Raw genomic sequence first — 25,809 nt, 5'->3', positions numbered from 1 at the left:
GGCGGGTGACCCAACCAGATCTCGGATATTTGCCCGAATTGTCGGCCTGTTGTCCACCCTTCGGACACCCTCCGGCCGAAACCGGCCCCCGGCCGGCGACGACGCCTACGCCTTCCGCAGCCGCCCGGCGAACTCGGCGGTGGCCGCTCCGGGGTCGTCCGCCTCCGTGATCGCCCGGACGACCACCACCCGGCGGGCGCCGGCCTCCAGCACCTCGTCGAGGTTGCCGAGGTCGATGCCGCCGATGGCGAACCAGGGGCGGTCGGTGCCGAGGGAGGCCGTGTGGCGGACCAGGCCGAGGCCCGGGGCGTGCCGGCCGGGCTTGGTGGGGGTGGGCCAGCAGGGGCCGGTGCAGAAGTAGTCCACGCCCTCCTGGACGGCGGCGGCCTCCACCTCCGCCTCGGCGTGCGTGGAGCGCCCTATCAGGACATCGTCGCCGAGGACGGCGCGGGCCGCGGGGACCGGCAGGTCGCCCTGGCCGAGGTGGAGCACGCCGGCGCCGGCGGCATGGGCGACGTCCGCGCGGTCGTTGACCGCGAGCAGCCGGCCGTGCCGGGCGCAGGCGTCGGCGAACACCTTCAGGTGCTCCAGCTCCTCGGCCGCCTCCATGCCCTTGTCCCGCAGCTGCACGATGTCGACACCGGCCGCGAGGACCGCGTCCAGGAATTCCGGCAGGTCGCCCTGGCGGGTGCGGGCGTCCGTGCAGAGGTAGAGCCGGGCGTCGGCGAGGCGGGCGCGGGCGGTGTCGGGCATGCGGGTGTCCCCCCGGGGCGGTGGCGTGCGGGAACGAGCCCCCGCACGCCGGATCACTGGTCGAATCTGCGGGTCAGACGGCGAGCGCCTGGGCCCGGCGCTTCACCTCCGTGCCGCGATTCTCGCTCAGGGCCTGCGCGGGCGTACCGGGCAGGCTCGGGTCGGGGGTGAAGAGCCACTCCAGCATCTCTTCGTCCGTGAAGCCGTCGTCCCGCAGGAGGGTCAGGGTCCCGGTGAGGCCCTTGACCACCTTGTCCTCGTCGATGAAGGCGGCGGGAACGTGCAGCGCGCGGTTCTCACCACGGCGTACGGCGATGATCTGGCCCTCCTTGACCAGCTGCCGGACGCGGGTCACGTCCACGTCGAGCATCTCCGCGATGTCCGGCAGGGTGAGCCAGGCGGGGACGAGAGCATCGGTCTTTGCGTCAATCTCGGTCACAGGACAAGCCTGCCATCTGCCACCGACAGCCGGAAGCCGGGCCACCCCCCGCGGGCCGCTCCGCTGGCCCGTTCCCCGGACACGGCCGGGACACCCCCTAGACCGTCGCCGCCTTCAGCGGTCTGGCCGGGTCCGTGAGGAGCCGGGGGTCCATCCGGGTGGCCGACTCGATCAGACGCCTGCCCTGGGCGAGGTCGCGCGGGCGGCCGACGGCCAGCAGGGCGACCAGGCGGTCGCCGCGCAGCCAGCAGACCGTCCAGGCCGGACCCGCCGGGTCGCCCCGCCACAGGACGGTGTCGGCGGCGGCGTGGTGGCCGGCGTACTGGACGAAGCGGCCGAACTGCTCGGACCAGAAGTACGGAACCGGGTCGTAGACCGCCGGGGGCGTGCCGGTGGTGGCACCCAGGATGTTCGCGGCGACCGTGCGCGGGCCCTGGAGGGCGTTGTCCCAGTGATGGACGAGAAGGCGCTCGCCGTACCGCCCCGAGGGGAAGGAGGCGCAGTCGCCGACCGCGTACACGTCCGGCACCGAGGTGCGCAGGGAGGCGTCGGCGACCACCTCTCCGTGCGCGCCGAGCTCGACGCCGGAGCCGGCCAGCCAGCCGGTGGCGGGGCGGGCCCCGATGCCGACCACCACGGCGCCCGCGGGCAGCCGCGAGCCGTCGTCCAGGACGACCGATCCGGGCTCGACCCGGGCCACGCGCGCGTGGGTGCGCAGCACGGCGCCGCTGTCGGCGTACCAGGCGGTCATGGGGGCGGCGACCTCGGCGGGCAGGGCGCCGGCGAGCGGCCGGTCGGCGGCCTCGACGACGGTGACCGCGCAGCCGGCCTCGCGCGCGGCGGTGGCGAACTCCGCGCCGATCCAGCCGGCGCCGACGACCACGACGTCGTGCTGCCGGGCGAGGACCGGCCGCAGCCGCTCCGCGTCGTCCAGGGTGCGCAGCAGATGGACCCCGGGCACGCCCTCGGCGCCGGGCAGCCGGATCGGTTCGGCGCCGGTGGCGACGACGAGGACGTCGTAGGGGACGGGGCCGGACTCGGTGTCCAGTTCGTGGTCGGCGGGGCGCAGGCCGACGACCTCGCGGCCGAGGACCAGCTCGATGCCGAGGCCCTCGAAGTCGACGTCGAAGGCGGAGCCCTCGGCCTTGCCGAGCAGCACGGCCTTGGAGAGCGGGGGCCGGTCGTAGGGCTGGTGGGGTTCGGCGCCGATCAGGGTCACCGTGCCGTCGAATCCCCGCTCGCGCAGGGCGACCGCGGTCTGCACCCCGGCCATGCCCGCGCCGGCCACGACCACACGCCGCCCCGCCGCCCTGTCCTCGTCCCGCTTCTGCTCGCTCACCTGATCACCATAGACAACTGACGGATCGTCAGTCAGCCGTCGTGCTCGGTGACCTGCTCCACCACGCTCGTGCCGGTGCCCGCCTGGGACTCCCATGCCCACGTCTCCTCCAGTCGCAGCCGCCCGTCCGGCAGCTCCACGACCGTCGACACGCAGTGCCCCGAGGACGTGGACCCGTCCCGCTTGAGCTGCACGTACCGGAAGTCCAGCCGGTTCCCCTCCCGGGTACCCACCAGATGCCCGCGTACGACGTCGCCGCCCGCGTAGTCGGCCCAGACCACCCCCTCCCGCTCGTGGTACGTGAAGCGGGTGCGGGTGCCGACCTGGCCGGGGGCCTGGTCGGCGACCGGGGCGAGGACGAGACCGTCGAGCGAGCTGGGCACGGGCGGAGGCTCCCTTACTGAGACATACGGCGTCCGGCTAGGGTGGCCAACGTAGAGCACTCGCGGGAGCCCGGACGGACCGGGCTGAGAGGGAGGCTGGCCGGCCTCCGACCGTACGAACCTGATCCGGGTCATGCCGGCGAAGGGAGGGGCTGGACGCCCATGTCGCGTACACCAACAGCAGACGTCCTCGTCGTGGGGGGCGGGATCATCGGTCTCGTCACGGCCTGGCGGGCCGCGCAGCGCGGCTGCGTCACGGCGGTCGTGGACCCCGAACCGGGCGGCGGGGCCGCCCAGGTGGCGGCCGGGATGCTGGCCGCCGTCACGGAACTGCACCACGGCGAGCAGACGCTGCTCGGCCTCAACCTGGCCTCGGCACGCCGCTACCCGGACTTCGTGGCGGAGCTGACCGAGCTGACCGGCCACGACCTCGGCTACCGCCGGTGCGGCACGCTCGCGGTCGCGCTGGACACCGACGACCGGGCGCACCTGCGCGAACTGCACGCGCTCCAGGCGCGGTCGGGGCTGGAGTCGCACTGGCTGTCGGGGCGGGAGTGCCGACGGCTCGAGCCGATGCTCGCGCCGTGCGTGCGCGGCGGGCTCCGGGTGGACGGCGACCACCAGATCGATCCGCGGCGGCTCTCCGCGGCGCTGGTCGCCGCCTGCGAGCGGGCGGGGGTGGTCTTCCACCGCGCGTGGGCCGAGCGGCTGTCCGTCACCGGCGGGCGGGCCTCGGGCGTGGTCACGGGCGACGGCACGGCGCTGGCGGCCGGGCAGGTGGTGCTGGCGGGCGGCAGCCTGAGCGGGCGGCTCGCGGGCGTCCCGGAGCATGTCCTGCCGCCCGTGCGGCCGGTGAAGGGGCAGGTGCTGCGACTGACCGTGCCGCCGCGGTACGCGCCGTTCCTGCACCGCACCGTGCGGGCCGTGGTGCGGGGCAGCCAGGTCTACCTGGTGCCGCGCGAGAACGGCGAGCTGGTCGTCGGCGCGACCAGTGAGGAGCTGGGCTGGGACACGACGGTAACTGCGGGCGGCGTGTACGAACTGCTGCGCGACGCGCACGAACTGGTCCCCGGGATCACCGAACTGCCGCTGACGGAGACCCGCGCGGGACTGCGTCCCGGCTCCCCGGACAACGCGCCGCTGCTCGGGCCGACGGAGCTGGACGGTCTGCTCCTGGCGACCGGCCACTACCGCAACGGTGTCCTGCTGACACCGGTGACCGGCGACGCGCTGGCGCACGCCCTCACCACCGGCGAACTCCCCGCCGAGGCCCGTCCCTTCACGCCCCGGCGCTTTCGCGCCGCCGCACTCCTGGAGCAGCCCGCATGAGCGTCCCGGTCACCGGCTCGGTCACCATCTCGGTCAACGGGGAGCGGCGCGAGGTCGCTTCCGGCACGGCGCTCGACAGCGTCGTACGGTCCCTGACGCCGGCCCCCTCCGGGGTGGCCGCCGCGCTCAACGAGACCGTCGTCCCGCGCGCGCGGTGGTCCGCCACGGCGCTTTCCGACGGCGACCGGGTGGAAGTCCTCACCGCGGTCCAGGGGGGCTGAGCCATGGCGGACGATCCCTTCCTGCTCGGGGGCACGACGTTCTCCTCCCGGCTGATCATGGGCACCGGGGGCGCGCCGAGCCTGGACGTGCTGGAGCGGGCGCTGGTCGCGTCCGGGACCGAGCTGACGACGGTCGCGATGCGGCGCGTGAACCCCGAGGTGCACGGTTCGGTGCTGTCGGTCCTCGAACGGCTCGGCGTCCGGGTGCTGCCGAACACGGCGGGATGCTTCACGGCCGGGGAGGCGGTGCTGACGGCGCGGCTGGCGCGGGAGGCGCTCGGGACCTCCCTGGTGAAGCTGGAGGTCATCGCCGACGAGCGGACCCTGCTGCCGGATCCGGTGGAGCTGCTGGAGGCGGCGGAGACGCTGGTGGACGACGGGTTCACGGTGCTGCCGTACACGAACGACGACCCGGTGCTGGCCCGGAAGCTGGAGGACGTGGGCTGTGCGGCGGTGATGCCGCTGGGCTCCCCGATCGGGTCCGGGCTGGGGATCCGCAACCCGCACAACTTCGAGCTGATCGTCGAGCACGCGCGCGTGCCGGTGATCCTGGACGCGGGGGCCGGTACGGCGTCGGACGTGGCGCTGGCGATGGAGCTGGGGTGTGCGGGGGTGATGCTGGCCTCGGCGGTGACCCGGGCCCAGGATCCCGTGCGGATGGCGCTGGCCATGCGGGCCGGGGTCGAGGCGGGGCGGCTGGCCCGTCTGGCGGGCCGGATCCCCCGCCGCTGGTTCGCGCGGGCGTCGTCCCCCGAGGAGGGCCTGGCCGCCCTGGACCCGGAACGCCCGGCCTTCTGACCCCGGCCCGGCCCCGCCCCTCCCCCGGTCCCGCGCCGGACTGTGCCGTGCCCGCGTCACAGCTCGGCTTCAGTCCTGCTCCGATGGGGTGGGAGCGGGGGGTGTGTCGGTGGTGGCTCGTAGACTCGCTGCGTGGACACGACCCTTCATGACCCTCTGGTCGGGCAGGTGCTCGACGGTCGGTATCGCGTCGACGCGCGGATCGCGGTCGGCGGGATGGCCACGGTCTATCGGGCCGTGGACACCCGCCTCGACCGTGTGCTCGCGCTCAAGGTGATGCATCCGGGCCTCGCCGCCGACGGCACCTTCGTCGAGCGGTTCATCCGCGAGGCCAAGTCCGTCGCCCGCCTCGCGCACCCCAACGTCGTGCAGGTCTTCGACCAGGGCACCGACAGGTCGTACGTGTACCTGGCCATGGAGTACATCGCCGGCTGCACGCTGCGTGACGTCCTGCGCGATCGCGGGGCGCTCCAGCCGCGGGCCGCGCTCGACATCCTGGAGCCCGTGCTGGCCGCGCTCGGCGCCGCGCACCGGGCCGGGTTCGTGCACCGGGACATGAAGCCGGAGAACGTGCTGATAGGGGACGACGGCCGGGTCAAGGTCGCCGACTTCGGGCTGGTCCGGTCCGTGGACACGGTGACCAGCACGACCGGGGCCGTCCTCGGGACCGTCGCGTATCTCGCGCCCGAGCAGATCGAGACGCCCGGCACGGCCGACGCCCGGGTCGACGTGTACGCGTGCGGTGTCGTGTTCTACGAGATGCTCACCGGAGAGAAGCCGCACGACGGCGACTCCCCCGCGATCGTGCTCTACAAGCATCTCCACGAGGACGTGCCGGCGCCGTCGTCGATCGTGCCCGGTCTGGCGTACGAGCTGGACCAGGTCGTGGCCTCGGCCACCGCCCGCACGCCGGCCGTCCGCCCGCACGACGCGGTGGCGCTGCTCGGGCAGGTGCGGGAGGCCCGCGCCGCGCTCACCGAGGAGCAGCTGGACGCGCTGCCGCCGCAGGCCCGCTCCGCGGAGCACGACGCCACCGAGGACCGTACGAGCGTCATCCCGCGCTCGCTGACCGTGCCGCGGCCCCTGCCGGTGAACGAGGACGAGCCCGACGGCGGCGAGGGCGCGATGAACCGCACCTCCCGCTTCCGGAGCCCTCCGCCCCCGCCGCCCCGGCGCGGTCCGTTCCGCCCCGGGCGCGGGGTGGTCGCGCTGGTCGCCGCCCTCCTGCTGGTGTTCGGTGTGGGCGCCGGCGTCTGGTACATCAATTCCGGCCAGTTCACCAAGGTCCCGGCGGTGCTCACCCAGACCCAGCAGCGGGCGGAGCAGCGGCTGGAGGCGGCCGGGCTGGAGGTCGGCTCGGTCGAGCACCGGTACAGCGACACCGTGAAGCGCGGCACGGTCATCGAGACGGACCCCGAGCCCGGTGCCCGGATCCGCAAGAACGACTCGGTGACCCTGGTCGTCTCGGACGGCCCTCAGACGGTGAAGGTGCCCGACCTGAAGGGCACCCGGCTGGACAAGGCCAAGGAGCGGCTGAAGGCGGACGGCCTACAGCCCGGGCTGGTCACCAAGGAGTTCAGCGACGACGTCCTCAAGGGCTTCGTGATCAGCTCCGGGCCCGAGGCGGGCACCGAGCGGCGCGCGGGCTCGGCGGTCGCCCTCGTGGTCAGCAAGGGCCCCGCGCTGGACGTCCCGGACGTCACCGGCGACGACCTGGACGACGCGCGGGCGGAGCTGGAGGAGGCCGGCTTCCAGGTCGAGGTCGCGTCCAAGGAGATCAACTCCGAGTTCGACAAGGGGCAGGTCGCGGCCCAGTCGCCGCAGGAGGGCGCACAGCTCGGCGAGGGCGACACGGTGACGCTGACGCTGTCCAAGGGCCCGGAGCTGGTCGAGGTCCCGGACGTGGTCGGGGACAGCGTGGACGACGCGACTGCGGAGCTGGAGGCGGCCGGCTTCTCGGTGGACGAGGACCGCGGGCTGCTCGGCCTGTTCGGCGACACCGTCAAGAGCCAGTCCGCGGCGGCCGGCGAGTCGGTGCCCAAGGGGTCGACGATCACGATCACCATCCGGTGACGGGGCGGGCGCCGGGGCATGACACCCTGAGCGGGTGAGTCCCGAGCGCCCCTTCCCCTCCCGCAATCCCGTCGGCGGCCATGTCCCGGTGGCCGGTGGTCTGCACTCCGTCGGGCTGACGTACGCCCAGGATCTGAAGGCCGAGACGGTCCAGGTCTTCGTCGCCAACCCGCGCGGCTGGGCCACCCCGGTGGGCAACCCGGCGCAGGACGAGGCGTTCCGGGCGGCCTGCGCGGAGCGGACGATCCCGGCGTACGTGCACGCGCCCTATCTGATCAACTTCGGGTCGCACACCGAGGCCACGGTGGAGCGGTCGGTGGAGTCGCTGCGGCACTCGCTGCGCCGGGGGCGGGAGATCGGCGCGCTGGGCGTGGTCGTGCACACGGGGAGCGCGACGGGCGGGCGGGAGCGGTCGGTGGCGCTGAAGCAGGTCCGGGAGTATCTGCTGCCGCTGCTGGACGAGCTGACCCATGACGACGATCCGTTCCTGCTCCTGGAGTCGACCGCCGGCCAGGGCTCCTCGCTCTGCTCCCGCACCTGGGACTTCGGGCCGTACTTCGAGGCGCTGGACGCCCATCCGAAGCTCGGCGTCTGTCTCGACACCTGTCACATCTTCGCGGCCGGGCACGACCTGACCGGCCCGTCGGGCATGCACGAGACCCTCGACCTGCTGGTGGACACGGTCGGCGAGGGCCGGCTGAAGCTGATCCACGCCAACGACTCCAAGGACGTGGTGGGCGCCCACAAGGACCGGCACGAGAACATCGGCGCCGGTCACATCGGCGAGGACCCGTTCCGTGCGCTGATGACGCACCCGGCGACCGCGGGCGTACCGCTGATCATCGAGACGCCCGGCGGCAAGGAGGGCCATGCGGCGGACGTGGAGCGGCTGAAGAAACTCCGCGACGCGTAACCCGCACGGGAATACCCCTGGGGGGTATACGGTTCCTGCTGAGCGCAGGAACCGTCACCTGGCATTGGGGGCACGCATGCAGCACGAGGCGCACGACACACACGCTCACCACCAGCACCAGCACCACGACCCGGGAACGGCGTCGGCGAACGGCTGGGCCACGGCCGTACGGGCGACCCTCCACTGCCTCACCGGCTGCGCCATCGGCGAGGTGCTCGGCATGGTCGTCGGCACCGCCCTGGGCTGGGGCAACACGGCCACACTGGTCCTGGCCGTCGCCCTCGCCTTCTTCTTCGGTTACGCGCTCACCCTGCGCGGCGTCCTGAAGGCGGGCGTCGGCCTGCGGGCGGCGGTGCGGGTGGCGCTGGCCGCGGACACCCTGTCGATCGCCGTGATGGAACTGGTCGACAACGGCGTGATCGTGCTGTGGCCGGGGGCGATGGACGCGGGGCTGGGCGACGCGCTGTTCTGGGGCGCGCTGGCGATCTCGCTGGCCGTCGCCTTCGTCCTCACCACGCCGGTCAACAAGTGGATGATCGGCCGCGGCAGGGGCCACGCGGTGGTGCACCAGTACCACCACTGACCGGCGCGCACACCAGGAACGCTCAGAGCTCGGGGCCGTCCCCGGGCTCTTCCTGGTAGGAGTACCGCTGTTCCTTCCAGGGGTCGCCGACGTTGTGGTAGCCGCGCTCCTCCCAGAAACCGCGGCGGTCGTCGGTCATGTACTCGACGCCGCGGACCCACTTGGGCCCTTTCCAGGCGTAGAGGTGGGGGACGACCAGACGCACCGGGAAGCCGTGTTCGGCGGTGAGCAGTTCGCCGTCCTTGTGGGTGGCGAAAATCGTGCGCTCGGAGGCGAAGTCCGCGAGGCGCAGATTGGAGCTGAAGCCGTACTCCGCCCACACCATCACATGGGTGACGTCGGCGGCGGGCGGGGCGATGTCCAGAACCGTACGGGCCGGAACCCCGCCCCACTCCGCGCCGAGCATGCTGAACTTCGTCACGCAGTGCAGATCGGCCACGACCGTGGTGTACGGCAGGGCGGTGAACTCCTCATGATTCCAACAGCGCTTGTCACCGTCGGCGGTGGCGCCGAAGACCCTGAACTCCCAGCGTTCCGGCCGGAACTTGGGCACCGGACCGTAGTGGGTGACCGGCCAGCCTCGCTGGAGGCGCTGTCCCGGCGGAAGCTCTGACGCTGCTGCTTCTCCCGTTGTGCGCTCCACCGGCTGACCCATGGCTCCATCCTGACAGACCCGGAGCGGTGCACATGACCAGCCATATCCGGAATCGGGCAACTACTACTAAGTATGGACTAACTTACTAAGTACGCACTTACTGGACGATCTTCGGCACCGGTGAAATCATGCGGCGGCAACCTCCCGAATTCCCCACGTGGAAGGAGCCTCTGCGATGCAGGGCGACCCCGAGGTCATCGAATTCCTCAACGAGCAGCTCACCGGCGAGCTCACCGCGATCAACCAGTACTTCCTCCACGCCAAGATGCAGGACAACTTCGGCTGGACGAAGCTGGCGAAGTACACGCGGCACGAGTCGTTCGACGAGATGAAGCACGCGGAGGTGCTCACCGACCGGATCCTGTTCCTGGACGGGCTGCCGAACTACCAGCGGCTCTTCCACGTGCGCGTGGGCCAGACCGTCAAGGAGATGTTCGAGGCGGACCGCCAGATCGAGGTGGAGGCGATCGACCGCCTCAAGCGCGGGATCAAGGTGATGCGCGAGAAGGGCGACATCACGTCCGCGAACATCTTCGAGTCGATCCTCGAGGACGAGGAGCACCACATCGACTACCTCGACACCCAGCTGGAGCTGGTGGAGAAGCTCGGCGAGGCCCTCTACATCGCCCAGCTCATCGAGCAGCCGGAGAGCTAGGACCGGACGGCCGGGAACGCCGGCCCAGAACCACGGCCCAGAACGGCGGCCGGGAACAGAGGGGCTAAGCCGCCTCTTCCAGTTCCGAGAGAACGGGCTGGCCCTGGTCGGCCAGCTCCCGGCGCGGGCACGCGCCCCGGCCGAGGATCGCCTGGATCCGGCGTACACAGGACCCGCAGTCCGTGCCGGCCTTGCAGGCGGAGGCTATCTGGCGGGGAGTGCAGGCGCCGTTCTCCGCGTGCTGCTTGACCTGCTTCTCGGTGACACCGAAACAACTGCACACGTACACGCGGTCCACCTCCCGCCGGGATCGATATCTGTTGCCGTCCCGCTTGATCGGTGAGGCTAACCTAACCTTACCCGGCTCATAGGAACCGTAAAAGTGGAGTGGGGCGCGGATCGTATGTGATCCGCGCCCCACTCCGTGGTCCGGTGACAGGTGCGACCCTGTCGGGCCCCTTACTGGTCCCGGTACATCTCCGCGACGAGGAACGCCAGGTCGAGGGACTGGCTGCGGTTCAGCCGCGGGTCGCAGGCCGTCTCGTAGCGCTGGTGGAGGTCGTCGACGAAGATCTCGTCGCCGCCGCCCACGCACTCGGTGACATCGTCACCGGTCAGCTCGACGTGGATGCCGCCGGGGTGGGTGCCGAGGGCCTTGTGGACCTCGAAGAATCCCTTGACCTCGTCGAGGACGTCGTCGAAGCGGCGGGTCTTGTGGCCCGAGGCCGCCTCGAAGGTGTTGCCGTGCATCGGGTCGGTGACCCAGGCGACGGTCGCGCCCGAGGCGGTGACCTTCTCCACCAGCTCCGGCAGCTTGTCGCGGACCTTGTCGGCGCCCATCCGGACGATGAAGGTCAGCCGGCCGGGCTCACGGTCGGGGTCGAGGCGCTCGATGTACTGGAGCGCCTCCTCGGCCGTGGTCGTCGGGCCGAGCTTGATGCCGATCGGGTTACGGATCCGCGAGGCGAACTCGATGTGGGCGTGGTCCAGCTGCCGGGTGCGCTCACCGATCCACACCATGTGGCCGGAGACGTCGTACAGCTGGCCGGTGCGGGAGTCCACGCGGGTCAGCGCCGCCTCGTAGTCGAGCAGCAGCGCCTCGTGCGAGGAGAAGAACTCGACGGTCTTGAACTCCTCCGGGTCGGTCCCGCAGGCCCGCATGAAGTTCAGCGCGTTGTCGATCTCGCGCGCCAGCTGCTCGTAGCGCTGGCCGGAGGGGGACGACTTCACGAAGTCCTGGTTCCAGGCGTGCACCTGGCGCAGGTCGGCGTAGCCGCCGGTGGTGAAGGCGCGGACCAGGTTCAGCGTGGAGGCCGAGGCGTGGTACATGCGCTTCAGGCGCTGCGGGTCCGGGATCCGGGACTTCTCGTCGAAGTCGAACCCGTTGACCGAGTCGCCCCGGTACGTCGGCAGGGTCACGCCGTCGCGGGTCTCGGTCCCCTTGGAGCGCGGCTTGGAGTACTGGCCGGCGATCCGGCCCACCTTCACCACGGGCACGGACGCGGCGTACGTCAGCACGGCGCCCATCTGGAGCAGGGTCTTGAGCTTGTTGCGGATGTGGTCGGCCGACACCGCGTCGAAGGCCTCGGCGCAGTCGCCGCCCTGGAGGAGGAACGCCTCTCCCTTGGCGACAGCCGCCATCCGGGCGCGCAGCTGGTCGCACTCGCCCGCGAAGACGAGCGGCGGATACGACTCCAGCTCCGCAACGACTGCGCGCAGAGCCTCGGTGTCGGGGTACTCGGGCTGCTGCGCCGCGGGCAGGTCTCGCCAGGTGTTGCCGGCGCTCGGGCCGGTCTTAGCGTTCACGGTCACGCACTCAACATTACGGGGTCGTGTCGCGTCGTCCGCCCACGGCTCGACAGGTGAGACGCACTCCCGCTCAGGTGCGCGTGGGGTAGGGTGCGTCGCATGTTCGCGCATTCGACCCAGAACTGGTGGTGGACCGCTCATCCGGCGGCCCACTGACTGCGCGTACGCACGACTTCGCGAAGGCCGCCCGAGGGGCGGCCTTCGGTGTTTTCCGGGTCCGTTCCTCCCATCCACGAAGGAAGACGGACCCATGCAGCTGCTCGACCTCCTCGACGATCCCCGCCCCTTCGCCCTGCTCCGCCGCCGCGGCCCCGGCCACGACGGGAACACGGTGGAACTCCTCCTCGGGCCGGTCACCACCCACGACCGCCTCGCCGAGCTGCCCGACGAGTGCCTCGCGCTCGTCCCCTTCCGGCAGATCCGCGAGCGCGGCTTCGACGTCCGCGACGACGGCACCCCGCTCAGCGTGCTCACGCCCGAGGAGCGGTACGAGATCCCGCTCGCGACGGCGCTGGCGCAGCTCCCCGCGCACGAGGTGCGCGTCGAGGGCGGCGGCTTCGACGTCGCCGACGAGGAGTACGGGGAGATCGTCGGCCGGGTGCTGCGGGACGAGATCGGCCGGGGCGAGGGCGCGAACTTCGTCATCCGGCGGACGTACGAGGGAGAGATCCCCGGGTTCTCCCGCAAGGACGCCCTCGCGCTCTTCCGGCGGCTCCTCGAGGGCGAGCGGGGCGCGTACTGGACCTTTGTCGTGCACACGGGGGACAGGACGCTGGTCGGCGCCAGCCCCGAGGTGCATGTGCGGATGTCGGGCGGGACGGTCGTGATGAACCCGATCAGCGGGACGTACCGCTATCCGGCCGAAGGCCCCACCCCGGAGCATCTGCTCGGCTTCCTCGCGGACGGCAAGGAGATCGAGGAGCTGTCGATGGTCGTCGACGAGGAGCTCAAGATGATGTGCACGGTCGGTGACATGGGCGGGGTGGTGATCGGGCCCCGGCTGAAGGAGATGGCCCACCTCGCGCACACCGAGTACGAGCTGCGCGGGCAGTCCTCGCTGGATGTGCGGGAGGTGCTGAGGGAGACCATGTTCGCCGCCACGGTGACCGGATCGCCGGTGCAGAACGCGTGCCGGGTCATCGAGCGGTACGAGCCCCTCGGGCGGGACGGTGTGGGACGCGGCTACTACGCGGGCGCGCTCGCCCTTCTCGGTCGCGACTCCGGCGGCGCCCAGACCCTGGACTCCCCCATCCTCATCCGGACCGCCGACATCGACACGGCGGGCCGGCTGCGGGTGCCGGTGGGCGCCACGCTGGTGCGGGGGTCGGACCCGGCGGGCGAGGTGGCGGAGACCCATGCGAAGGCGGCCGGTGTGCTGGCGGCGCTGGGCGTACGGCCGGGCCGGCCCCGGGCGGAGCACACCGGGCCCCGGCTGGCCGACGATCCCCGGGTGCGGGCCGCGCTGGACGGGCGGCGGGCGTCGCTGGCGCCGTTCTGGCTGCGGATGCAGGAGCGGACCAACATCCTGGATGGGCACGAGGGGCACGAGGGGCATGCGCTGGTCGTCGACGGCGAGGACACCTTCACGGCGATGCTCGCGCACATGCTGCGGTCGAGCGGCCTGGAGGTGAGCGTCCGGCGCTACGACGAGCCGGGGCTGCGGGCGGCGGTGCTCGCGCACGAGGGGCCGGTCGTGCTGGGCCCCGGCCCCGGCGACCCCGGTGATCTCGCCGACCCGAAGATGCGGTTCCTGCGGGAGCTGGCCGCCCGGGTGATCCGGGAGCACCGGCACGGTGTCCTCGGCGTCTGCCTCGGGCACGAGCTGATCGCGGCGGAGCTGGGGCTGGACATCGTCCGCAAGGAGGTGCCGTACCAGGGGGCGCAGACGGTCGTTGACCTGTTCGGGCGGGCGGAGACCGTCGGGTTCTACAACAGTTTCGTGGCGCGGTGCGACGACGAGGCGGCGGCCGAGCTGGCGGCGCACGGCGTGGAGGTGAGCCGGGCGGCGAACGGGGAGGTGCACGCGCTGCGGGGACCGGGGTTCGCCGGGGTGCAGTTCCATCCGGAGTCGGTGCTGACGCTGAACGGGGCGTCGGTGGTGCGGGAGCTGGTGGGTCAGGTGCGCGGCACGAGCACGTTCTCCGAGCGGCGGCCGGCCGTGTAGTCGAGGACGTTCTTCACGGTGGCGTCGATGATCTGGCCGACGGCGTCCTCGGTGTAGTACGCCTGGTGGGAGGTGACCAGGACGTTCGGGAAGGTGACGAGGCGGGCCAGGGTGTCGTCGTCGACGGCCTCCAGGGACCGGTCGACGTAGAACAGGCCCGCCTCCGCCTCGTAGACGTCGAGGCCGACGCCCGTGAAGCGGCCCTCGCGCAGTTCGGCGACGAGGGCCGCGGTGTCGATCAGGCCGCCGCGGCTGGAGTTCACCAGGATCGCGTCGTCCTTCATGGTCCTGAGGGCGGGCGCGTCGAGGAGACGCAGGGTCTCGGGCATCAGGGGCACGTGCAGGGTGACCAGGTCGGCCTCGGCGAGGAGGTGGTCCTTGGTGACGTACTTCATGCCGAGTTCCATGCAGGCGGGGTTCTCGGCGATGTCCCAGCCGAGCAGGCGCATGCCGAAGCCGTGGGCGATCCGGGCGAACGCCTCGCCGATCTTGCCGGTGCCCAGCACCCCGACCGTCCGCCCGTGCATGTCCCGGCCCATCAGCCCGTCGAGCCGGAAGTCGAAGTCGCGGGTGCGGATGGAGGCGCGGACGACCTTGCGGTTGACGGCCATGGCGAGGGTCCAGGCGAACTCGGCGACCGAGTACGGCGAGTAGTACGACACCCGGGCCACCGTGAGGCCGAGGCGCCCGGCCATGTCCAGGTCGATGTTGTTGAAGCCGGTGGAGCGCTGGGCGATCATCCGGGTCCCGCCGTCCGCGAGGATCTGGAGGACACGGCTGTCGAGGACGGCGTTGACGCTGGTGGAGACGGCCTCGTAGCCGGCCGCGATGGGCGCGGTGTCCTCGCTCAGGAAGACGTCGAGGCAGCGGACCTCGTGGTGTCCGGCGAAGCCCTGCTCGATCAGGGGCTTCTCGTCGGCCTGGACGCCGAAGGCGAGGATCTCCACGGGGCTCTCCGGGGGATTGGGTTGTTTTGTCCGGTCTTGGCGACTATACGGGGCGGGCCCGCGCACGGGTGGTCACCCGAAGAACACGCCCACCTCCGCGTACAGCCCCGGGTCCACGGTCTTCAGCCGCGCGGTCGCCTCCGCGATCGGCACCCGCACGATGTCCGTGCCGCGCAGGGCGACCATCGTGCCGAAGTCTCCCTCGTGGACGGCGTCGACGGCGTGCAGACCGAAGCGGGTGGCGAGCCAGCGGTCGAAGGCGCTGGGGGTGCCGCCGCGCTGGACGTGCCCGAGGACGGTGGTGCGGGCCTCCTTCCCGGTGCGCCGCTCGATCTCCTTGGCCAGCCACTCCCCCACACCGGAGAGCCGGACATGCCCGAAGGAGTCCAGCGAACCGTCCTTGAGCACCAGGTCGCCGTCCTTCGGCATGGCACCCTCGGCGACCACCACGATCGGCGCGTACGAGGCCCGGAAGCGGGAGGTCACCCAGCCGCACACCCGGTCGATGTCGAAGCGCTGCTCGGGGATGAGGATGACATTGGCCCCGCCGGCCAGGCCCGAGTGCAGGGCGATCCAGCCGGCGTGACGGCCCATCACCTCGACCACCAGGACCCGCATATGGGACTCGGCGGTGGTGTGCAGCCGGTCGATGGCCTCCGTGGCGATGCCGACGGCGGTGTCGAAGCCGAACGTGTAGTCGGTGGCGGACAGGTCGTTGTCGATCGTCTTCGGCACGCCGACACAGGGCACGCCGTACTCGCCGCTGAGGCGGGCGGCGACCCCGAGGGTGTCCTCGCCGCCGATCGTGACGAGCGCGCCGATCTCCTGGCGCGCGAGGGTGTCCTTGATCCGGCGGACGCCGTCCTCCTCCTTGAGGGGGTTGGTCCGCGAGGAGCCGAGGATCGTGCCGCCGCGGGGCAGGATGCCGCGCACGGCCGGGATGTCGAGGCGGACGGAACGCCCTTCGAGCGGACCCCGCCAGCCGTCCCGGAAGCCGACGAACTCATGACCGTACTCCTGGACGCCCTTGCGGACGACGGCCCGGATGACGGCGTTGAGGCCGGGGCAGTCGCCGCCCCCGGTCAGTACTCCGACGCGCATGGAAAAGTCCCTTCGCCGCGGTTGCCTGACGAAGGGTCAGTGTGGCGCGCGTCTCACTCGTCGTCGAGGCCGCGCTCTATGGCGTACCGGACCAGCTCCACCCGGTTGTGCAGCTGAAGCTTGCCCAGCGTGTTCTGGACGTGGTTCTGCACCGTGCGGTGGGAGATGACCAGCCGTTCCGCGATCTGCTTGTAGCTCAGCCCCTTGGCGACCAGGCGCAGCACCTCGGTCTCACGGTCCGTCAGCCGGGGCGCGTCCGGCTCGTCGGCACCGGCCGCCGGGCCCGGGTCCGACGCCAGCCGGCGGTACTCGCCGAGAACCAGGCCGGCCAGGCCCGGAGTGAACACCGGGTCGCCGACCGCCGTGCGGCGCACCGCGTCCAGCAGCTCCTCCGTGGACGCCGACTTCAGCAGATAGCCGGTCGCCCCGGACTTCACCGCCTCCAGCACATCGGCGTGCTCACCGCTCGCGGACAGCACCAGGACCCGCAGCGCCGGATTCGCGCCGACGACCTCCTTGCACACCTGGACGCCGGGCTTCGCGGGCAGGTTCAGGTCCAGCACGAGGACGTCGGGCGTGGCGGCCCTGGCCCGGCGCACGGCCTGCTCGCCGTCGCCGGCGGTGGCGACCACGTCGAAACCGGACTCGGCCAGGTCCCGGGCGACCGCGTCGCGCCACATGGGGTGGTCGTCGACCACCATGACCCTGATCGGATCCCGCTGTTCACTCATCGCTGTTCCGCCTTCCCCCGCAAGACCTTCGGTACTGTCAGCTCGACCTCCGTGCCCTGCCCCGGGACCGAGATCAGTTCGGCGCTGCCGCCGAGATCGCGCAGCCGCCCCCGGATGGAGAGCGCCACCCCCAGCCGCCCCTCGCCCTCGGCCTGCGCGAGCCGGCCCTCGGGGATGCCCGGCCCGTCGTCCCGCACGGTGACGATCACCGTGTCGGGCTCGTCCTCGACCAGGATCCAGGCGCGGGCGTCCTCACCGGCGTGCCTGCGGACGTTGTCCAGCGCGGCCCCGACGGCCGCGGCCAGCTCCCGCGCGGCTGCGGGCGGCAGCGGCACCGGGGCACCCGGTTCGGCGAGGCTGACCCGGGCGGCGGCGAACGGCGCCAGCAGGAGGCGCAGGTCCACGGGGCCGTGGCCCGGGTCGTCGTCCGGTTCCTCGACGGCGCGGACCAGCGCCCCCTCGGCGGCGTCCTCCGACACCCGGGAGAGCGGCACCAGCCCGCCGGAGACCAGGGTGCGCAGCGCGACCTCCTGCTCCCCGGCCATCCGGCCCAGCTCGGCCGCCTCGCCGCCGAGGACCGCGCCCCGGCGCTGCACCATCGCCAGCACCTGGAGCACACCGTCGTGGATGTCCCGGGCGAGCCGCTCCCGCTCCCGGGTGGCGGCCTCGATCTCCAGGGCGCGGGCCAGGGTGCGCTCGGAGGCGCGGGCGACCTCGACGACGTACCCGATGGCGATGGAGGCGACCCAGACCAGGATCACGTTGTGGACGGTGTCGCGGGCCGGGTGGCCGCGCTCGACCAGGTTGGCGACGGCGACGGGCGTGGAGGCGAACGCGGCCCAGCGCCAGCCGCCCTTGATGGCGAACGCGAGGACCGAACCGGCCGTCCATATCGAGGGCAGGGTGGGCCCGCCGTCCTGGATGTGCTGGTCGCTCACGGCCAGCGGGGTCAGGACGATGCCGACGAGCGCGACGGCCAGGTCGGCGGCGAGGAAGCGCTTGGTGCAGGCCGTCGCGCTCTGCACCCGGGGCAGGGTGGCGAGCGTCCAGACGAACAGGACGGCGTAGTAGCCGATGGCGAGGCCGGGCCGGTCGTAGTCGTCCCAGGCGAAGGCGGACAGGCCCACCGCGTACAGCATCGTCAGCACCCGGTAGCCGGCGAGCGCGCGCCACAGCGGCAGCTCGACCGACATCCTCATGACTCTCTCGCGCCTGGCCATCCGTCCCCCCGCCGCGCCCGCCCCCGGACTACTGCTCGTGTTCCTTCTTCGCCTGGTCCTTCTCGGCCTGCGCGAGGGCCGCCTTCGCGGCCTTGCCGGCTTCCTTCTCGGCCTTCGTCGCCTCCGCGATCTGCCGCTTGGCGGCGGTCGCGTACATGTCGACGTACTCCTGCCCGGAGAGCTTCATGATCTCGTACATGACCTCGTCGGTCAGCGCCCGCAGGACGAAACGGTCGTGGTCCATGCCCTGGTAGCGGCTGAAGTCCAGCGGCTTGCCGATGCGGATGCCGGGCCGCATCACCTTCGGCAGGACCTTCCCCGGCGGCTGGATCTTCTCCGTGTCGATCATGGCGACCGGGATCACGGGCGCCCCGGTGGCCAGGGCCACCCGCGCGAGACCGCCGGGCTTGCCGCGGTAGAGGCGGCCGTCCGGGGAACGTGTGCCCTCCGGATAGATACCGAACAGCTCGCCGCGCTCCAGGACGTCTATCCCGCTCTTGATCGCGGCCTCACCGGCGCCGCGCGCCCCGGAGCGGTCCACCGGGAGCTGGCCGACGCCCTTGAAGAAGGCCGCCGTGAGCCGGCCCTTCACCCCGGGCGTGGTGAAGTACTCGGCCTTCGCGATGAAGGTGACCTTGCGGTCCAGGATCGCGGGCAGGAAGAACGAGTCGGAGAAGGACAGGTGGTTGCTCGCGAGGATCGCGGGGCCCTCGGCGGGGATGTACTCCAGCCCCTCCACCCAGGGTCTGAAGGTGACCTTCAGCGGTCCTCCGATAGCGACCTTCATCGCGCCGTACAACAACCGAGTGCCTCCTGTATGTGTAGATCAGACCTTAACCCGGAGTGGCGCCGATGAGCCCGACGGGCCTGGTCGGTGTCAGTGCCGTCGCGTACGGTGAAGCAGACCCTGGACGCGTTCCCCCATTTCTCACGGACAGGAGACCGAAGTGCCGGTCCTTCCTGGAGCCGAGCCGTACCGCCACGAGGGCGGGGAGGTCGGTGTCCTCCTCTGTCACGGCTTCACCGGTTCCCCCCAGTCGCTGCGCCCGTGGGCCCGGTATCTGGCCGGGCGCGGGCTCACCGTCTCCCTGCCGCTGCTGCCGGGGCACGGCACCCGCTGGGAGGACATGGCCGTCACCGGCTGGACCGACTGGTACGCGGAGGTGGACCGCGAGCTGCGCGCCCTGCGCGCCCGCTGCTCCCGGGTGTTCGTGGCGGGGCTGTCGATGGGCGGCACCCTGGCGCTGCGGCTGGCCGCGAAGCACGGCGCGGGGGTCGAGGGCGTGATCGTCGTCAACCCGGCGAACAAGGTGCACGGCCTGTCCGCGTACGCCCTTCCGGTGGCCCGCCATCTCGTCAGGTCGACGCGGGGGATCGTGAGCGACATCGCCAAGGCGGGCGCCCTGGAGACGGGGTACGAGCGGGTGCCGCTGCACGCGGCGCACTCGCTGCGCGTCCTCTTCCGGCAGGTCGACGGCGAGCTGCCGCAGGTCACCCAGCCGCTGCTGCTGCTGCGCAGCACCCAGGACCATGTGGTGCCGGCCGCCGACTCGGCCCGGATCCTGAGCCGGGTGTCGTCGGCGGACGTGACCGAGATCCTGCTGGAACAGAGCTACCACGTGGCAACGTTGGACCACGATGCGGACCGGATCTTCGAGGAGAGCTACGCGTTCATCGCCCGGATCGCGCCCAGTGTCGGCAAGGAAGGGACGGCCGTAGGTGGCTGAGCACGACTCCGACCGCGAGGACCGGGAGAACCGGGACGAGCGGGACGGTCCGGACGCCCGGGAGGGCCACGAGCCGGAGGAGCAGAACGTCCCCTTCGACGAGGCGGCCGCGTGGGCGGCGATCGTCGCGGGGTACGGCGAGGAGCCGCCGGACCCGCCGGGCGCCAAGCCCTTCCGGTCGATCGAGGACCTGGCCCTGCCGCCGGTCCCGGCCGACGACGACGGGTCCGGGGCGCCGGGCACGGAGCCGGGCAAGGAATCCCGCACGAAGTCCGGCACCGGCGAGGAAGCTCGTGAGGACCGGGGCGAGGACAGGGGCGAGACACCCGTCGAGGAACCCGTCGAGGAGAGGAAACCGGCCAAACCGCTGGGCAGCTCCATCTCCTTCGCGCCCGGCGTCGGCCCGCGCGACTACACGCCGCCCGAGCCGTCCGACGAGGACTTCGACGACGATGACGAGGGGCACTTCGTGCCGCCGGAGCCGCCCCCGCTGCCCGCCGCCGACACCACCGCCAAGTTCGCCTGGCTCGGTGTGATCGGCGGGCCGGTCCTGCTGCTGCTCGCGATACTGCTCGGCTGGGACATGACCTGGTGGCTCACCACGATCTCCATCGGCGGCTTCCTCGGCGGCTTCGCCACGCTGGTGATGCGGATGCGGCCGGACGACGAGGACGACGGGGACCCCGGGCGGGGAGCCGTGGTCTAGGCGCGGTCCAGGCGTCTTCAGGCGCGGTCCACGCGTGGTTCAGGCGGGAATTCTGAGGGCGGCCAGGACCGGAAGGTGGTCCGTGGCCGCCCTCAGGTCGCTCTCGGTGACCCCGGGCAGTCCGGCCGGTACCCCGCAGCCGAGCACCTCCACGCCCTTGGTCGCGAAGACCGCGTCGATCCGGCGGTCCGGCGCCGTGGCCGGGAAGGTGTGCTCGGCACCCCAGGGGGCGGCCGTACGGCAGTCCTGGAGGCCGGTGGCCAGGCGGGCGAAGGTGGGTCCGTCGGGCCGCTCGTTGAGGTCGCCGCCCGCGATCGCGTGCTCCACCCCCATCCCGGCGAGCCGGTCGAGCAGCATGCCGCCCTGCGCGTGGCGCTCCCGGCGCTCCAGGCTCAGATGGCAGCTGAGGACACCGAACCGGACACCGGCGAAGCGCACGACCGCGGTGGCCAGGCCCCGCCGGTGCTGTCCGGGGGTGAGCGGCAGCAGTACGTCCTCGGTGCGTTCGACGGTGGCGCGCAGCGAGCACAGGATCGCGGGGCCGGCGGCGGTGCCGCCGCCGGTGAGGACCACCAGGCCGGAGGCGGCGGCCAGGCGGGCCAGCTTCTTGCGCCAGCGGAAGAAGATCGGGGCCTCCTGGACGAGGACCAGGTCCGGGGCGCAGGCGGTGAGGACGCGGGCGAGCGCGGCGGTGTCGTCCCGCATCGAGCGGATGTTGTAGCCGAGGACGCGGATGACCGCCGAACCGTCGGGCTCGGTGCGGGAGTTGGGGAGCGGCGTCATGTGGATCAATGTACGCCCATGAGCGGGGGCGCGAGGCTTGTGCGCGACCGCCCGTTGTGCGTGGCTTGTCGCGCGTTTCCCCGCGCCCCTCGGATCAGCGCATGTGTTCCCGTCCCGCCGCGGGACCCTTACATGACCGGGTCGGGCTCCCGGGCGAGGTCCGCCGCGCCGACCAGGCCCGCCTTGTTGCCCAGCTGGGCCGCGATCACGTCGGCCACCGGGCGCCAGTTGCCGCCGACCAGCCAGCGCTTGTACGACTTGCGGATCGGGTCGAGGACCAGGTCCCCCTCGTCGGAGAGGCCGCCGCCGACGATGAAGGCGGACGGGTCGAAGAGGGAGGCGAGGTCGGCGAGGCCCGCTCCGGCCCAGCGGGCCAGCTCACGGTAGGAGTCGACGGCGACCGGGTCGCCCTGGCGGGCGGCCATGGAGATGTGCTTGCCCTCGATGCCGTCCGGGGTGCCGTCGCCCAGGCCCAGCAGGGCCTCGGCGCGCTCGGGGGTGGCGTTGGCGCGCTGCTTGGCGTAGCGCACGAGGGCGCGGCCGGAGGCGTACTGCTCCCAGCAGCCCTGGGAGCCGCAGCCGCACAGCAGGCCGTCGGGCACCATGCGGATGTGGCCGAACTCGGCGGCGACGCCGAAGTGGCCGCGGCGCAGCTTGTTGCCGATGATGATGCCGCCGCCGAGGCCGGTGCCGAGGGTGATGCAGATGACGTTGCGGTGGCCCTTGCCCGCGCCGAACTTGTACTCGCCCCAGGCGGCGGCGTTGGCGTCGTTCTCCACGACGACCGGGAGGCCGACGCGCGCCTCGACCTTCTCCTTGAGCGGCTCGTTGCGCCAGTCGATGTTGGGTGCGAAGTAGACGGTGGAACGCTGCCGGTTGACGTAACCGGCCGCTCCGATGCCCACGCCGACGATCTCGTGGCCGGCGCGCGCGCCCTCCACCGCCGAGGCGATGGCGTCCACGATGGCCTCGGGCGTGGTCGGGGTCGGCACCTTGAAGGTCGAGAGGATATTGCCTTCCTCGTCGACCACGCCGGCCGCAATCTTCGTGCCGCCGATGTCGACGCCGATGGTGAGTCCCATGAATCCCTCAGTTTCGGTCGAGCCCCGCTACGGCCAACCGTACCCGAGCACCTGCCGCAGGTTCCCGTCGTCCGCCCGGAGGGCGGCCCCTGCGGGCAGGCGGGAACCTGGCGGCAGGTGCTCGAGGGGACCCTCAGTCCAAGTCGATGCGCTGACCGGGACCGGGGTCCTCGCCCCGGTCGTCGCGCCCCTCGCCCCCGTCGTCGAGGTCCCGGGTGTCCCGCGGGCGCCGGTCGCCGCCGCCGGTCCAGCGCTGTTCCTGCTGCTGGACCGCGGAGCGGTACGCGGCGAGCAGTTCGCTGCCGGCCGCCGCGAGGTGGTCGAAGACGTCGGGGTTGCGCTCCATGACCGGCTCGACGGCGGCCCTGGCCTGCTGGACGACCTGGCGGACCACCTGCTGGGCGGCGGGTCCGGCGACCGCGCCGAGCAGCGGGGACTGGATGCCGGAGAGCTTGTCGGTGACGGCGTCGACGAGTTTGCGCAGTTCCTCGGCGGCCGAGCCGGGCGGCCGGCCCTCCTCGGACCGGCGCCGGGCCTTCTCGCGCTCGAGATCCTCGGCGCAGGCGGTGGCCCAGGCGTCGGCGTCGGTGGCGCGAAGCTCCTCGTCGACGGCCTCTTCCCCGGCGGCGTCGGGCGTGAGGCGCTCTTCGCTCATGACGGACTCCCGGTGACTCCTGACGGTCGCCTGGTACGGCGCCCCGTGCGGACGCCCGATGACGGCTCGTCCCTACGACGGTACCCGAACGGCGGTATCCGGTTCATGTGGTCCGCGGCCACAGGGCGGGATCCGGCGCGAACCGTACGCACAGCTCCCCGTCGCGCAGGGCGGCGCCGTCGACGGTGCAGCGGCGCAGGGCGGAGGGCAGGGCGACGATGCGGCGGAAGGGACCGGCGGTGACCACGAGTTCGTCGCCGCGCCGGATCAGGTCCAGCTCCTCGCGTATGGCGCCGGGCAGCGGGATGTGCCAGACGAGCACGCCGTCCGCCGCCAGCCGGTCGGCGATCGGCCACTCGACCGGGGAGGTGTCCCGGTTGACGGCGGGCACGCCGAGCGCCGCGAGGTCGTCGGCGCCGCGCGGGTCGTGCCCGAGGTGGGCGACGGTCCGTGCCCCGCCCCACTCCTCCAGGGTCTTGCGCTGCTGGGCGACGAGCCGGCCGAGCGGGCCGTCGCCGTCGGCTCCCTCGGGCAGGACGCGGTTGGCGACCAGGGACTCGACGGGCAGGCCGCGCAGGGCGAGGCCGAGCCGGGCGTCCCGGACGGCGTCGGCCCCGGCCGGCCCCGGTTCGGCGACGAGCCGTACGGCGGTGTGCCGGTCGGCGAGGACGGCCTCCACGGCGGCCAGCTCCAGGTCCCACCGGGTGGACGTCTCGTACAGCCACTCGGCGGGCAGGGGGATGCCGGCGAGGCGGCCCAGGACGGGGCGCAGGGCGCGGGCGGCCTGGCGTTCCGGCGGGAGGAGCCGGCGCAGATAGCGGCGGAGTTCCTCGGGGAGGGCGAGCAGGGCGAGGGCCTGCGGGGTGGGCGGGAGGTCGACGACGAGCAGGTCGTGGGCCTCGGTGAGGGCGGCGTCCCGCAGCGCGCGCAGCAGGGTCAGCTCCTCGGCGCCGGGGAGGGGGGTGACCTCTTCGGGGTCGAGCCGGGAGGCGCCGAGCAGGTCGAGGACGCCGGTGGCACGCTCCTGGAAGGCGGCGAGGTCGTCGCGGAAGCCGGCGGCGGCGTCGGGCCGCCAGGCGGTGAGGCCCGGGGCGGCCTCCACCGGCTTGGGCCCGGTCGCCACGCCGAGCGCGGCGCCGAGGCTGTCGGTACGGTCGGCGCCGAGGACGAGGGTCCTCGTGCCGCCGCTCGCCGCCGCCAGCGCGGTGGCCGCCGCGAGGGTCGTACGTCCGCTGCCGCCAGGGCCGGTGATCAGGATGGTGCGCATGAGGGTGAACCGTACCGTCGGCGGGGGTGCGGGCGGGCCGGGCGCCGCCCGGCGCCGCGGGCGGGGCGGCTACAGGTCCTTCGACCCCTTGGACTCCACCCGCTTCTTCAGCCCCGCCAGCGCCCGGTCGATGATGACCTTCTCCGCCTTGCGCTTGATCATGCCCAGCATGGGGATCTTGACGTCGACGGTCAGCTGGTAGGTGACCTCGGTGGCGCCCGCGCCGGCCGGCTTGAGGAGGTAGGAGCCGTCGAGCTGGCGCAGCATCTGGGACTTCACCAGCGTCCAGGACACCTCGTGGTCGCCGGTCCAGGTGTAGCCGAGGACCTGGTCGTCCTTGATGGCGCCCGCGTCCATGACCAGGCGGACCTGCTCGGCGCGGCCCTGCCCGTCCTCCTTGAGGACCTCGGCCTGCTTCACCTCGCCGGTCCAGTCGGGGTAGCGGGCGAAGTCGGCGATGACCGCCATGACGTCGGCCGGTGCCGCCTCGATCGTGATGCTCGAGCTGGTGTGTTCCGCCATCGCCGTGGCTCCTCCGGATGCGGGCCGGTAAAGGTCACCGTGCGCGTCTGCCTGCGTGCGCACGTGTGTGCAGCGTGAAGGCTACCGCGCGCCCGACCAGCCGACTTCACCCGGCGTCGGGTCGTCGTCGGGTCACCACTCCAGCACCCACGGCGTACCGCTCCCGGCGAAGTGCCCCACGTTGACGCACTCGGTGGCCCCGATCCGCATCCGCCGGGCCAGCGGCTGGTGGACGTGGCCGAAGAGGGAGTAGCGCGGGCGGGTGCGGCGGATGGCGTCCAGCAGGGCGCGGCTGCCCCGTTCGAAGCGGCGCGCGACGGTGTCGTAGACGAGTTCCGGGACCTCCGGCGGGATGTGGGTGCACAGCACGTCGACCTCGCCGACGGCCTCTATCTTGGCGGCGTACTCCTCGTCGCTGATCTCGTACGGGGTGCGCATGGGGGTTCGCAGGCCGCCGCCGACGAAGCCGAAGACCCGGCCGCCGATCTCCACGCGCTCGCCGTCCAGGACGGTGGTGCCCGCTCCGGCGTACTCGCGCCACAGCTGCGGCATGTCGACGTTGCCGTAGGTGGCGTACGTCGGGGTCGGGAAGGCCGGGAACATCTCGGCGTACTGCTTGCGCACCGCCCGTTCGATCACGGTGAAGCGGTCGCCGTCGATGCCGCCCCAGAGCCGGGCGCCGAGTTCGCGGGCCTCCGTGAAGCGGCGGGCCGTGCGCAGCTCCACGATCCGGTCCGCGTTCTCCACGCCGAAGAGGTCGGGGAAGATGCCGCGGGAGTGGTCGGCGTAGTCGAGGAAGAGGACGAGGTCGCCCAGACAGATCAACGCGTCGGCGCCGTCCCCGGCCCGGGCCAGGTCACGGGCGTTGCCGTGGACGTCACTGACCACATGGACGCGGTTCCGGCGGTTTCCGGACGGTGTGGATGCCATGTCGATCAAGCGTAGGCGTGTGCG

Annotated in this window: 29 protein-coding genes and 1 riboswitch; of the genes, 11 read left to right on the top strand and 18 right to left on the bottom strand. The window is 72.4% G+C overall.

Annotated features, from left to right (window positions below; all coding sequences use genetic code 11):
- Positions 1–105: 105 nt before the first annotated feature.
- The 4 genes from thiE to IE275_RS37855 form a co-directional block, all read right to left on the bottom strand.
- On the bottom strand, positions 106–753 hold the full coding sequence (thiE, locus tag IE275_RS37870) for a thiamine phosphate synthase (protein ID WP_189717212.1): 648 nt from the start codon (positions 751–753) through the stop codon (positions 106–108).
- Positions 754–826: 73 nt separating this feature from the next.
- Positions 827–1,192 (bottom strand): Rv2175c family DNA-binding protein, encoded by a 366-nt coding sequence (locus IE275_RS37865; RefSeq protein ID WP_189717211.1) that lies wholly within the window; start codon positions 1,190–1,192, stop codon positions 827–829.
- A gap of 97 nt (positions 1,193–1,289) precedes the next feature.
- Complete coding sequence (locus IE275_RS37860) at positions 1,290–2,531, bottom strand: NAD(P)/FAD-dependent oxidoreductase (RefSeq protein WP_268255329.1); 1,242 nt, start codon at positions 2,529–2,531, stop codon at positions 1,290–1,292.
- A 32-nt stretch (positions 2,532–2,563) separates the two neighbouring features.
- Positions 2,564–2,914: an avidin-fold protein gene (locus IE275_RS37855; RefSeq protein WP_189717210.1), complete on the bottom strand. Its 351-nt coding sequence runs from the start codon at positions 2,912–2,914 to the stop codon at positions 2,564–2,566.
- Between the two features lie 52 nt (positions 2,915–2,966).
- A riboswitch (TPP riboswitch) is annotated at positions 2,967–3,079 on the top strand.
- Here IE275_RS37855 and thiO point away from each other — a divergent pair.
- From thiO to IE275_RS37825, 6 genes are all read left to right on the top strand, one after another.
- On the top strand, positions 3,077–4,243 hold the full coding sequence (gene thiO / locus IE275_RS37850; protein WP_189717209.1) for a glycine oxidase ThiO: 1,167 nt from the start codon (positions 3,077–3,079) through the stop codon (positions 4,241–4,243). It overlaps the preceding riboswitch by 3 nt.
- The gene (thiS, locus tag IE275_RS37845; RefSeq protein ID WP_189717208.1) at positions 4,240–4,464 is read left to right on the top strand and encodes a sulfur carrier protein ThiS; all 225 of its coding nucleotides are present in this window, start codon (positions 4,240–4,242) and stop codon (positions 4,462–4,464) included. Before thiO ends, thiS begins: the two co-directional genes overlap by 4 nt.
- A 3-nt stretch (positions 4,465–4,467) precedes the next feature.
- The gene (locus IE275_RS37840; protein ID WP_189717207.1) at positions 4,468–5,262 is read left to right on the top strand and encodes a thiazole synthase; all 795 of its coding nucleotides are present in this window, start codon (positions 4,468–4,470) and stop codon (positions 5,260–5,262) included.
- Positions 5,263–5,394: 132 nt separating this feature from the next.
- Positions 5,395–7,335 (top strand): Stk1 family PASTA domain-containing Ser/Thr kinase, encoded by a 1,941-nt coding sequence (pknB, locus tag IE275_RS37835; protein WP_189717206.1) that lies wholly within the window; start codon positions 5,395–5,397, stop codon positions 7,333–7,335.
- 34 nt (positions 7,336–7,369) lie between these two features.
- Entirely contained in the window at positions 7,370–8,248 is an 879-nt protein-coding gene (locus tag IE275_RS37830) for a deoxyribonuclease IV (RefSeq protein ID WP_189717205.1), read from the top strand.
- A 76-nt stretch (positions 8,249–8,324) separates the two neighbouring features.
- Entirely contained in the window at positions 8,325–8,831 is a 507-nt protein-coding gene (locus IE275_RS37825; protein WP_189717204.1) for a DUF4396 domain-containing protein, read from the top strand.
- A 22-nt stretch (positions 8,832–8,853) separates the two neighbouring features.
- Here IE275_RS37825 and IE275_RS37820 read toward each other — a convergent pair whose 3' ends face one another.
- Positions 8,854–9,486: a sulfite oxidase-like oxidoreductase gene (locus IE275_RS37820; protein WP_189717203.1), complete on the bottom strand. Its 633-nt coding sequence runs from the start codon at positions 9,484–9,486 to the stop codon at positions 8,854–8,856.
- Between the two features lie 175 nt (positions 9,487–9,661).
- Between IE275_RS37820 and bfr the strand changes: the two genes are divergently transcribed.
- Positions 9,662–10,141, top strand: coding sequence for a bacterioferritin (gene bfr, locus IE275_RS37815; protein ID WP_189717202.1), 480 nt, complete (start codon positions 9,662–9,664; stop codon positions 10,139–10,141).
- 64 nt (positions 10,142–10,205) lie between these two features.
- Here bfr and IE275_RS37810 read toward each other — a convergent pair whose 3' ends face one another.
- Both IE275_RS37810 and IE275_RS37805 read right to left on the bottom strand, forming a co-directional pair.
- Positions 10,206–10,439, bottom strand: a complete 234-nt coding sequence (locus IE275_RS37810; protein ID WP_189717201.1) for a (2Fe-2S)-binding protein — start codon at positions 10,437–10,439, stop codon at positions 10,206–10,208.
- A 161-nt stretch (positions 10,440–10,600) separates the two neighbouring features.
- The gene (locus IE275_RS37805) at positions 10,601–11,953 is read right to left on the bottom strand and encodes a class II 3-deoxy-7-phosphoheptulonate synthase (RefSeq protein WP_189717200.1); all 1,353 of its coding nucleotides are present in this window, start codon (positions 11,951–11,953) and stop codon (positions 10,601–10,603) included.
- A 96-nt stretch (positions 11,954–12,049) separates the two neighbouring features.
- On the opposite strand from IE275_RS37805, the gene IE275_RS47320 reads away from it, so the two are divergent.
- Both IE275_RS47320 and IE275_RS37795 read left to right on the top strand, forming a co-directional pair.
- Entirely contained in the window at positions 12,050–12,106 is a 57-nt protein-coding gene (locus tag IE275_RS47320; protein ID WP_071528813.1) for a trp operon leader peptide, read from the top strand.
- A 94-nt stretch (positions 12,107–12,200) separates the two neighbouring features.
- A complete protein-coding gene (locus IE275_RS37795) occupies positions 12,201–14,114 on the top strand; it encodes an anthranilate synthase family protein (RefSeq protein WP_189717199.1) in 1,914 nt (637 codons plus the stop codon).
- Here the strand turns inward: IE275_RS37795 and IE275_RS37790 are convergent.
- From IE275_RS37790 to IE275_RS37770, 5 genes are all read right to left on the bottom strand, one after another.
- Positions 14,066–15,061 (bottom strand): 2-hydroxyacid dehydrogenase, encoded by a 996-nt coding sequence (locus IE275_RS37790; RefSeq protein WP_189717198.1) that lies wholly within the window; start codon positions 15,059–15,061, stop codon positions 14,066–14,068. The genes IE275_RS37795 and IE275_RS37790 overlap by 49 nt on opposite strands.
- Before the next feature lie 72 nt (positions 15,062–15,133).
- Positions 15,134–16,162, bottom strand: coding sequence for a 6-phosphofructokinase (locus IE275_RS37785; RefSeq protein ID WP_189717197.1), 1,029 nt, complete (start codon positions 16,160–16,162; stop codon positions 15,134–15,136).
- Between the two features lie 53 nt (positions 16,163–16,215).
- Positions 16,216–16,893 carry a response regulator gene (locus IE275_RS37780; RefSeq protein ID WP_189717196.1) on the bottom strand — a complete coding sequence of 226 codons (678 nt, stop codon included), beginning with the start codon at positions 16,891–16,893 and terminating at the stop codon, positions 16,216–16,218.
- Positions 16,890–18,113 (bottom strand): MacS family sensor histidine kinase, encoded by a 1,224-nt coding sequence (gene macS, locus IE275_RS37775; RefSeq protein WP_189717195.1) that lies wholly within the window; start codon positions 18,111–18,113, stop codon positions 16,890–16,892. Before macS ends, IE275_RS37780 begins: the two co-directional genes overlap by 4 nt.
- Positions 18,114–18,141: 28 nt before the next feature.
- Positions 18,142–18,900: a lysophospholipid acyltransferase family protein gene (locus IE275_RS37770; protein ID WP_189717194.1), complete on the bottom strand. Its 759-nt coding sequence runs from the start codon at positions 18,898–18,900 to the stop codon at positions 18,142–18,144.
- A gap of 160 nt (positions 18,901–19,060) precedes the next feature.
- Here IE275_RS37770 and IE275_RS37765 point away from each other — a divergent pair, with 160 nt between their 5' ends.
- Together IE275_RS37765 and IE275_RS37760 are read left to right on the top strand one after the other, a co-directional pair.
- On the top strand, positions 19,061–19,840 hold the full coding sequence (locus tag IE275_RS37765) for an alpha/beta hydrolase (RefSeq protein WP_189717193.1): 780 nt from the start codon (positions 19,061–19,063) through the stop codon (positions 19,838–19,840).
- On the top strand, positions 19,833–20,546 hold the full coding sequence (locus IE275_RS37760; protein WP_189717192.1) for a hypothetical protein: 714 nt from the start codon (positions 19,833–19,835) through the stop codon (positions 20,544–20,546). Before IE275_RS37765 ends, IE275_RS37760 begins: the two co-directional genes overlap by 8 nt.
- 39 nt (positions 20,547–20,585) lie before the next feature.
- On the opposite strand, the gene IE275_RS37755 is transcribed toward IE275_RS37760, so the two are convergent.
- The 6 genes from IE275_RS37755 to IE275_RS37730 form a co-directional block, all read right to left on the bottom strand.
- A complete protein-coding gene (locus tag IE275_RS37755) occupies positions 20,586–21,329 on the bottom strand; it encodes an endonuclease/exonuclease/phosphatase family protein (protein ID WP_189717191.1) in 744 nt (247 codons plus the stop codon).
- 128 nt (positions 21,330–21,457) lie between these two features.
- Positions 21,458–22,411, bottom strand: coding sequence for an ROK family glucokinase (locus tag IE275_RS37750; RefSeq protein ID WP_189717190.1), 954 nt, complete (start codon positions 22,409–22,411; stop codon positions 21,458–21,460).
- Between the two features lie 133 nt (positions 22,412–22,544).
- Entirely contained in the window at positions 22,545–23,066 is a 522-nt protein-coding gene (locus IE275_RS37745) for a DUF5304 domain-containing protein (RefSeq protein WP_189717189.1), read from the bottom strand.
- Between the two features lie 103 nt (positions 23,067–23,169).
- Entirely contained in the window at positions 23,170–24,333 is a 1,164-nt protein-coding gene (locus tag IE275_RS37740; RefSeq protein WP_189717188.1) for an ArsA family ATPase, read from the bottom strand.
- Positions 24,334–24,402: 69 nt separating this feature from the next.
- The gene (locus IE275_RS37735; RefSeq protein ID WP_189717187.1) at positions 24,403–24,855 is read right to left on the bottom strand and encodes an SRPBCC family protein; all 453 of its coding nucleotides are present in this window, start codon (positions 24,853–24,855) and stop codon (positions 24,403–24,405) included.
- Between the two features lie 132 nt (positions 24,856–24,987).
- A complete protein-coding gene (locus IE275_RS37730) occupies positions 24,988–25,743 on the bottom strand; it encodes a metallophosphoesterase family protein (protein WP_189717257.1) in 756 nt (251 codons plus the stop codon).
- Between the last annotated feature and the right edge of the window lie 66 nt (positions 25,744–25,809).

It is taken from the genome of Streptomyces phaeofaciens (assembly GCF_014648915.1).
In the GTDB taxonomy this organism is placed as follows: Bacteria; Actinomycetota; Actinomycetes; order Streptomycetales; family Streptomycetaceae; genus Streptomyces; species Streptomyces phaeofaciens.
This window is presented reverse-complemented; position numbering and strand designations above follow the sequence as displayed.